Genomic DNA, 7,168 nt, shown 5'->3' on the forward strand with positions numbered 1-7,168 from the left:
GCGAATTGCAGCGCGAACAGCGATACGCTGCCCGAACCGAGGACCAGCACTGCGTCGCCCGGCTTCACCTTGCCGCACACAATCAGGCCGCGCCAGGCAGTAACGCCCGTGCAGGTGAGCGACGCCGCCTCGACATGCGTATAGCCTGCCGGTGCCCTGGTGAAAGCATGCGCCGGCATGCAGACATACTCGCTGGCGAAGCCGTCGAAACTGTCTCCCGGAATATCGCGCCGGGTGCAGGGCGTCATGTCACCGCGCAGCCACCAGGGATAGAAGACGCTGACGACGCTGTCTCCGGGCCTGAGTGCATCGACACCGTCGCCGAGGGCAATCACTTCGCCGGCGCCGTCGGAGAGCGGAACGCGGCCGTCGGCGAGAGGCATCTTGCCTTGCACGGCAAAGTCGTCGCGCATGTTCAACGCGCAGGCCCGGATCCTGACCAGCACCTCGCCCGGCCCTGGTTGGGGCGGATCTTCCTCGACCAGGTCGAGATTGCCCAAGCCGCCCGGCGCTCTCAGCCTGACCAGTCTCATTGTCTTCTCCGATGTGTGGGGTGTCTAGAATTGGAAGGGCCTAGCGGGCCTGCCGGCCGGAGATCACCCGCAGCCAGGGCGCCAGATGAAAGGCGCTCATCAGCAGATACATCGCAGCCATGCCCGTGAGGGGCGAGGCGTCGGTGCCCATGCACTGCATGGCCGCATCGCCGCTGAAGATGCAGGTGAGCAGCGCCATCACGGCGAAGGTCGGTGCCGCGGCAAGGCAAAGCCAGTCGGCCAGCCCGAGGGTGGCGGCTTCTGGGATCGTGCTGCCGGCACCTGTGTGGATATCGCTCATCGCCTTGATCCTTGATGATCATGCCAGCCACGACAGGTTCCTCTCTCCACGGAGTGGGGAGAGGAACCCAGACTGGACAACCGTTACTGCTCGCCCTTGTCGCGGAATGCGGCCTCGCCGGCAGCAGACACTTCTTCCCATTTCTTGTCGGCCCCGGCGTCGTAATTGTCGTGCCAGTTCCACCAGGAGTAGAGTGGAGTCTGCGGATAGCCTTCGGGCGAATCCTCCCAGATTTCCTGGCGGCCGAGCGGCGTCGCGTCGAGATAGCTCCAGACGGTGCCCATCGCTTCGTCGCCGCGGCTGTTAATCAAGTAGGTGCGGAAGATGCGATCGCCGTCACGGATGAAGACGTTGTGGCCGTGCCATTCGTCGACACCGAAGTCCTTGTCGAAACTGTCAGTGATTGTGTACCAGGGCATCTGCCAGCCCATCCGCTGCTTCAGCCGCGCAATGTCGGCCTGCGGGGCACGCGAAGCGTAGGCAAGCGTGGTGTTGCGGGCGTTGAGATGGGCGAGGTGGCCGACCTGGTCGGCGCCCAGCGAACAGCCGCGGCAGGCGTGATCGGGCCAGCCATGCACGCCGGGCTCGAAGAAGGCGCGATAGACGATCAGCTGGCGGCGGCCTTCGAACAGATCGAGCAGGCTCGCTCTGCCGTTCGGTCCCTCGAACACATAGGCCTTGTCGACTTCCATCCACGGCATGCGCCGGCGCTCGGCGGCCAATGCGTCCTTGGCGCGCAGTGTTGCCTTTTCCTTCACCAGCATCTGTTCGCGGGCGGCTTCCCAGTCCTGCCTCGAAACGATCGGCGGGGTCTTCATTGCGATGTGCTTGGTCATTGGTCGTCTCCTTTGCCAGTCTGTTGTCGCTTGCTGTCAGCCAGAATAGGGCGGTGAAGCGGGAGGGTGGGAGTTACAAGTGTGACGGGATTTGCAGGAGCCGGCCCGTCGCAGCAGGGGTGGCGCATCCTCACGGTGCCTTCGGCCGGGTGGAGAGGAGTGTCGGTTGGCATTGTCGGTTCTCCCTTGGCGTGCCGCGCGTTGCCGATAGTTGCCGATGCGGCTTGCCGGTTGACGGTACGGATTTAAGTTAGGGCGGCGACGCACAAGGGTGGGAGTTACAAGTGTGACGGGATTTGAATGGATTCGCTGATCACCGCGGCTGCGCTGGCACTGGCCGGAGGCGACCCGCTCGGCGCGCTGGATCGCGTCGCCTTGCGCGAAGACCCGCCGGCGCTGGCGCTGCGCGGCATTGCCATGGCGCAGCTCGGTGATCTCGATCGCGCCAAGGCGCTGCTGCGGCGTGCCGCGCGCGGCTTCGGCCCGAAAGAGGCGGTAGCGCGTGCCAGATGCGTCGTTGCCGAGGCCGAGATCGCGCTGGTCTCGCGGGATCTCGGCTGGCCGGCCAAGGCTTTGGATGCGGCGCGGGCGACGCTGGAAAAGCATGGCGACCGGCTGAACGCAGCGCATGCCGGCCACCTCAAGGTGCGGCGCCTGCTATTGATCGGCCGTCTCGACGAGGCCGAAGACGTGCTGGCGGGGCTCGACCCGGCACCGCTTCCGCCGGCCTCGCGCGCCGCCCACGAACTTGCCGTCGCCGGCATCGCGATGCGGCGCCTCAAGACGAAGCCGGCGCGCAGGGCGTTGGAGTGGGCACGCCACGCCGCCCGCCAGGCCGGCATTGCGGGGCTCATCGCTGAAGTCGACCGCGCATTCCTGGCGCTGGACACGCCGGCGGCGCGGCTGATCGCGGCTGGCGAGCAGCGCCCGTTGCTGCTTGAGGACGTCGAGGCGTTGCAGGCGTCGCCGGCGCTGCTGGTCGATAATTTCCGATATGTCGTGCGCCAACAGGAGAAAACGGTCTCGCTGGCCACGCGCCCGGTTCTGTTCGCGCTGGCCCGTACGCTCGCCGAAGCGTGGCCAGGCGATGTGTCCAGGGCGACGCTGATCGCGCAAGCCTTCGGCGGCAGGCACGCCGATGAATCGCATCGGGCGCGGCTGCGGGTCGAGATCGGCCGGCTGCGCACCGAATTGCGGGGCTTGGCCGACATCGGCGCCACCAGCCAGGGCTTCGCGCTGGCGCCGCGCCAGGCACGCGAGGTGCTGGTGCTGGCGCGGCCGATCGAGGAGCGGCACGCGGCGGTGCTGGCTTTCCTTGCCGACGGTGAATCCTGGGCGAGTTCGGCGTTGGCGCTGGCGCTTGGCACCGGGCAGCGCAGCGTGCAGCGGGCGTTGGAGCAGCTTGGCGAGGCCGGCAAGGTGCAGTTTTTCGGTCACGGCCGGGCGCGCCGCTGGATGACGCCTCCACTGGTGGGATTCACGACCACCTTGTTACTCCCGGCCCCGCTGCCGAACGGTTAGGAAGTGACATCGGATCTCAATGAGGACAAGGACATGAAACAGTCAACGGCCGAAATCCTGCGCGAATACGGACCCTTTGCCGATGTGGAGAGGGTGCATGGGGTGAGCTTTGACGGCAGCAATGTCTGGTTTGCCTCGGGCGAGAAGCTGAACGCCTTCGATCCGGAGAGCGGGCAGAACCTGCGCTCGATCGATGTCGCGGCGCATGCCGGCACCGCCTGGGACGGCCAGCATTTCTTCCAGCTTGCCAACGACCTGATACAGAAGATCGACCCTGATACCGGCCAGGTGTTGGCGACTATTCCGGCGCCCGGTGGTGGCGGCGATTCCGGGCTGACCTGGGCCGAAGGAACGCTCTGGGTGGGACAATACCGCGAACGCAAGATCCACCAGGTCGACCCGGAAACCGGTGCGATCCTGCGCACCATCGAATCCAACCGCTTCGTCACCGGGGTGACATGGGTCGAGGGCGAGCTGTGGCACGCCACCTGGGAAGGCGACCAGAGCGACCTGCGCCGCGTCGACCCGAAATCAGGCAAGGTTCTGGAGAAGCTCGACATGCCGGCCGGGATGGGCGTGTCGGGGCTGGAATCCGATGGCGGCGACCGCCTTTATTGCGGCAGCACATCCGCCGGGGTGGTGCGGGCGGTGCGCCGGCCGCGGTGAGGATGCGGCCGACGCCGAAGTCACACTTGCAGGCGCACTTCACACGGCAATTTGTCCGCTGTCGGCTGGCCGTTGCCCCTTGTCGGACCTAGATAGGCTGTGCGCCGGGCGGACGCCCGGCCCAGCTTTGCAAAGGATCCCTCATGCCTGAACAGCCCACCATGCCCGAACAGATTGCATTGAACGACGGCTCCGCCATTCCCCAACTCGGCCTCGGTGTGTGGCAGGTCGACCAGGACATCACCGCCGACGTGGTGGGTTGGGGCATCGAGGCCGGCTATCGCCTGATCGACACCGCCGAAGGCTATCAGAACGAGGAAGGGGTCGGAGAGGCGATCCGCAGTGCCGGCGTGCCGCGGGCTGAGCTGTTCATCACCTCGAAACTGCGCAACGGCGCGCACCAGCGCGATGCGGCCTTGCGCGCCTTCGACGAGACGATGGAGAAGCTCGGCGTCGAACAGATCGACCTGTTCCTGATCCACTGGCCTGTGCCCAGCCAGGACAAATATGTCGAGGCCTGGAAGACGCTGGTCGAACTCAGGCAGGCCGGCCGCATCAAATCGATCGGCGTTTCGAACTTCAACCAGGACCATCTGGAGCGGATCATCGGCGAGACCGGTGTGACGCCCGTCGTCAACCAGATCGAGCTGCATCCCCAGTTCCAGCAGCGCGGTGTCAGGGACTTTCATGCCAAGCACGACATCCGTATCGAAAGCTGGAGCCCTCTGGGCAGCGGCCGGCTGCTCGGCGATCCGACCATTGCAGGCATCGCCAAAAAACATGGCAAGTCCGTCGCACAGGCGATCATCCGCTGGCATCTCCAGGAGGGGCTGATCGTCATTCCAAAGTCGATCCGCAGGGATCGCATCGCCGCCAATTTCGATGTCTTCGATTTCGAACTGGATGCGCAGGACCTGCAGACGATCCGCGGCATGGATTCGCCCGAGGGCCGCAACGGACCCAACCCCGCCACAGCCGCGTTCCTGTTCTGAGAGGCAAGTTTTAACGAGCTGGCAACGAAACTGCTAATCTCCCCCACGAGGGGGGAGATTGGCAGCTTTGCGGCTTTCGCCAATTTCTTGCGCCCCTCAAATCCCGGACCCATCCAACTGCTGGGCGTCTTCGCCTTCCCAGGGCGCCGGCATCGACGCGCGGCTAAGGTTGGCGGTGGGCAGCGGCATCCAGCATTTCAGTTCCGGGTCGGCGTATTCGATGACGCGCCCGGGCGAAGAGTCCGACGCGCGCCAGCCTTCCGAGGCGAACTGGTCGGCACGCGACCAATAGGCAAGGTCGACTTCCGCCGGTCCCTGCTCGGACGGACGCACAGTGACCAGGATGCGGCTGCCGTCCTTCGGCGCCGTCGACATGTGGCGCCACCGTTCGGGCTCGTCCATCGCATTCCTCCTCGCACTCGTAGCGTTGGGAGGGGTGTCGCCTCGTGGTCCGAAGGGGTCAACCCAAAGTTTGCGCCAGGCATCGGCTGATGACCCCTCCAGACGGTGCCTGCACAGTTGTGCGCAACACGCCGCGGGCGGTCATGCACGCTCGACGGGCCGTGACCCAGTTGATAAGCCCGTCTGCGAAAGGAGCGCCTGAGTCGAGATGACCGTTGCGATCGAGATGGGACAGACGACCGCAGGCGCCCCGGCGAAGCTGGATCTCGAGGAACTGCTCGCGACGCGCCTTTTGGTGCAGGGCAATTCGGGCTCCGGCAAGTCGCATCTGCTGCGGCGCCTGCTGGAGCAGAGCGCGCCCTGGGTGCAGCAGACCATCATCGATCCCGAGGGCGACTTCGTTTCGCTGGGCGACCGTTACGGCCATCTGGTGATCGATGCCGAGCAGCATACCGAGCGCGGCCTGCAGGCGGCAGGCGAGCGGGCGCGCATGCATCGCGTCTCCACCGTGCTCAATCTCGAAGGGCTCGACGCCGAGAACCAGATGCGGCGTGCCGCCGCCTTCCTCGGCGGGCTGTTCGAGGTCGCCCGTGACCACTGGTACCCGATGCTGGTGGTGGTGGACGAGGCGCAGCTGTTCGCGCCGGCGGTGGCCGGCGAGGTTTCCGACGAGGCGCGAAAGCTCTCGCTCGGCGCGATGACCAATTTGATGTGCCGTGGCCGAAAGCGCGGGCTGGCCGGCATCATCGCCACCCAGCGGCTGGCAAAGCTCGCCAAGAACGTCGCCGCCGAGGCGTCCAACTTTCTCATGGGCCGCACCTTCCTCGATATCGACATGGCGCGTGCCGCCGACCTTCTGGGCATGGAGCGGCGCCAGGCGGAGGCGTTTCGCGACCTGGAACGCGGGCAGTTCATGGCGCTCGGCCCGGCGCTGTCGCGCCGTCCGCTGGGCCTGCGCATCGGCCCGACGGATACGAGCCCGCGCAACGGAACGCCGCGGCTGATGGCGATGCCGGAAGCAGCACTCGAGGATGCACGCGCGATCATCCTGGCGGCGCCGCCGCCCGAAACGGTGCGCACGCCGCGTCGCCCGGCGTCGCCGGACCTGCTCGACCAGTTGATGGCGGCGAAGTCGGCGGCCTTGGAAATCCGCCCCGAACCGGCGGAGCCGCAAGTCAGCGCCGAGGATCTGGCCGAGCGCCGCGAGCGCGTGGACCGTGTGCTGCGCGCCATCCTGGCGCAGCCCGACGCGGGTTTTCGCGTGATCGGCGTGCTCTATCAGGAGTTCGTGGTCCGCTGCCGCATCGAAGGCCTGGCCTCGGTCGTGCCCGACCTGCCGGAGTTCCGCCGCATGCTGACGCGCGCCCGGGCCGGCCTTGGGTCAGAGACGACACAGGACGACGCATGGCGGGACGTTTCCGTCCGCGCGTCGCTGCTGCCCGACGACATGCAGGGCGTGTTCATGATGATTGCCCGCGCGGCGAAGGAGGGCTGGCCTTGCCCGAGCGACGCCGCGATCGCCCGCGCCTACGGCTCGCACTCGCTGCGCCGCGCCCGGCGCCTCTTGACCTATATCGAGGAGCAGGGCCTCATCGTCTGCCAACTCGACGGGACAGGCCGGCGCACCGTGACACTGGTCGAATTGGCCTGGGCCACCGCACCGGGAGATCCGAATGCCGAGGAGGTGGAGCAGGGAAGCCTGGCGCTGTGAGGCGGCGCGGGTGCTTTGAGCGAATGATGCGATAGGCTTTTTCAGTCACCGTCATCGCGACAAATTTCTGATGGCAACCGTGAAATCGCCGACGGCGAGATGCGTCATGCAGGCGCTTGCGTTTCGATGGCGCTCACCGGTTCGCCCCAATCACCCACTGTTCCTGATCGACGAGCGTGCCGGTCATCGGCCCGGCAGCATCCGAA

Annotated in this window: 8 protein-coding genes; 4 read left to right on the top strand and 4 right to left on the bottom strand. The window is 66.3% G+C overall.

The genetic code is table 11. From position 1 onward, the window contains the following. From EN994_RS11855 to EN994_RS11865, 3 genes are all read right to left on the bottom strand, one after another. Positions 1 to 533 (bottom strand): alcohol dehydrogenase catalytic domain-containing protein (locus tag EN994_RS11855; protein ID WP_164745881.1); only part of this gene is annotated, 533 nt, incomplete at its 3' end. Between the two features lie 40 nt (positions 534 to 573). Beyond that, positions 574 to 834 (bottom strand): hypothetical protein, encoded by a 261-nt coding sequence (locus EN994_RS11860; RefSeq protein WP_024501661.1) that lies wholly within the window; start codon positions 832 to 834, stop codon positions 574 to 576. A gap of 83 nt (positions 835 to 917) precedes the next feature. Next, a complete protein-coding gene (locus EN994_RS11865) occupies positions 918 to 1,670 on the bottom strand; it encodes a thioredoxin family protein (protein ID WP_013530710.1) in 753 nt (250 codons plus the stop codon). 300 nt (positions 1,671 to 1,970) lie between these two features. On the opposite strand from EN994_RS11865, the gene EN994_RS11870 reads away from it, so the two are divergent. The 3 genes from EN994_RS11870 to EN994_RS11880 all read left to right on the top strand — a co-directional run bounded on the left by EN994_RS11870 (position 1,971) and on the right by EN994_RS11880 (position 4,849). Beyond that, positions 1,971 to 3,191 carry a hypothetical protein gene (locus EN994_RS11870; RefSeq protein ID WP_063168582.1) on the top strand — a complete coding sequence of 407 codons (1,221 nt, stop codon included), beginning with the start codon at positions 1,971 to 1,973 and terminating at the stop codon, positions 3,189 to 3,191. 33 nt (positions 3,192 to 3,224) lie between these two features. Next, complete coding sequence (locus tag EN994_RS11875; protein WP_013530712.1) at positions 3,225 to 3,857, top strand: PQQ-binding-like beta-propeller repeat protein; 633 nt, start codon at positions 3,225 to 3,227, stop codon at positions 3,855 to 3,857. Between the two features lie 161 nt (positions 3,858 to 4,018). Continuing rightward, complete coding sequence (locus EN994_RS11880) at positions 4,019 to 4,849, top strand: aldo/keto reductase (RefSeq protein ID WP_174299083.1); 831 nt, start codon at positions 4,019 to 4,021, stop codon at positions 4,847 to 4,849. Between the two features lie 96 nt (positions 4,850 to 4,945). On the opposite strand, the gene EN994_RS11885 is transcribed toward EN994_RS11880, so the two are convergent. Next, complete coding sequence (locus EN994_RS11885; RefSeq protein WP_013530714.1) at positions 4,946 to 5,251, bottom strand: hypothetical protein; 306 nt, start codon at positions 5,249 to 5,251, stop codon at positions 4,946 to 4,948. 208 nt (positions 5,252 to 5,459) lie between these two features. On the opposite strand from EN994_RS11885, the gene EN994_RS11890 reads away from it, so the two are divergent. Further along, on the top strand, positions 5,460 to 6,962 hold the full coding sequence (locus EN994_RS11890; RefSeq protein WP_013530715.1) for an ATP-binding protein: 1,503 nt from the start codon (positions 5,460 to 5,462) through the stop codon (positions 6,960 to 6,962). The last annotated feature ends 206 nt before the right edge of the window (positions 6,963 to 7,168 follow it).

It is taken from the genome of Mesorhizobium sp. M7A.F.Ca.CA.002.09.1.1 (genome assembly GCF_003998555.1).
GTDB lineage: Bacteria > Pseudomonadota > Alphaproteobacteria > Rhizobiales > Rhizobiaceae > Mesorhizobium > Mesorhizobium ciceri.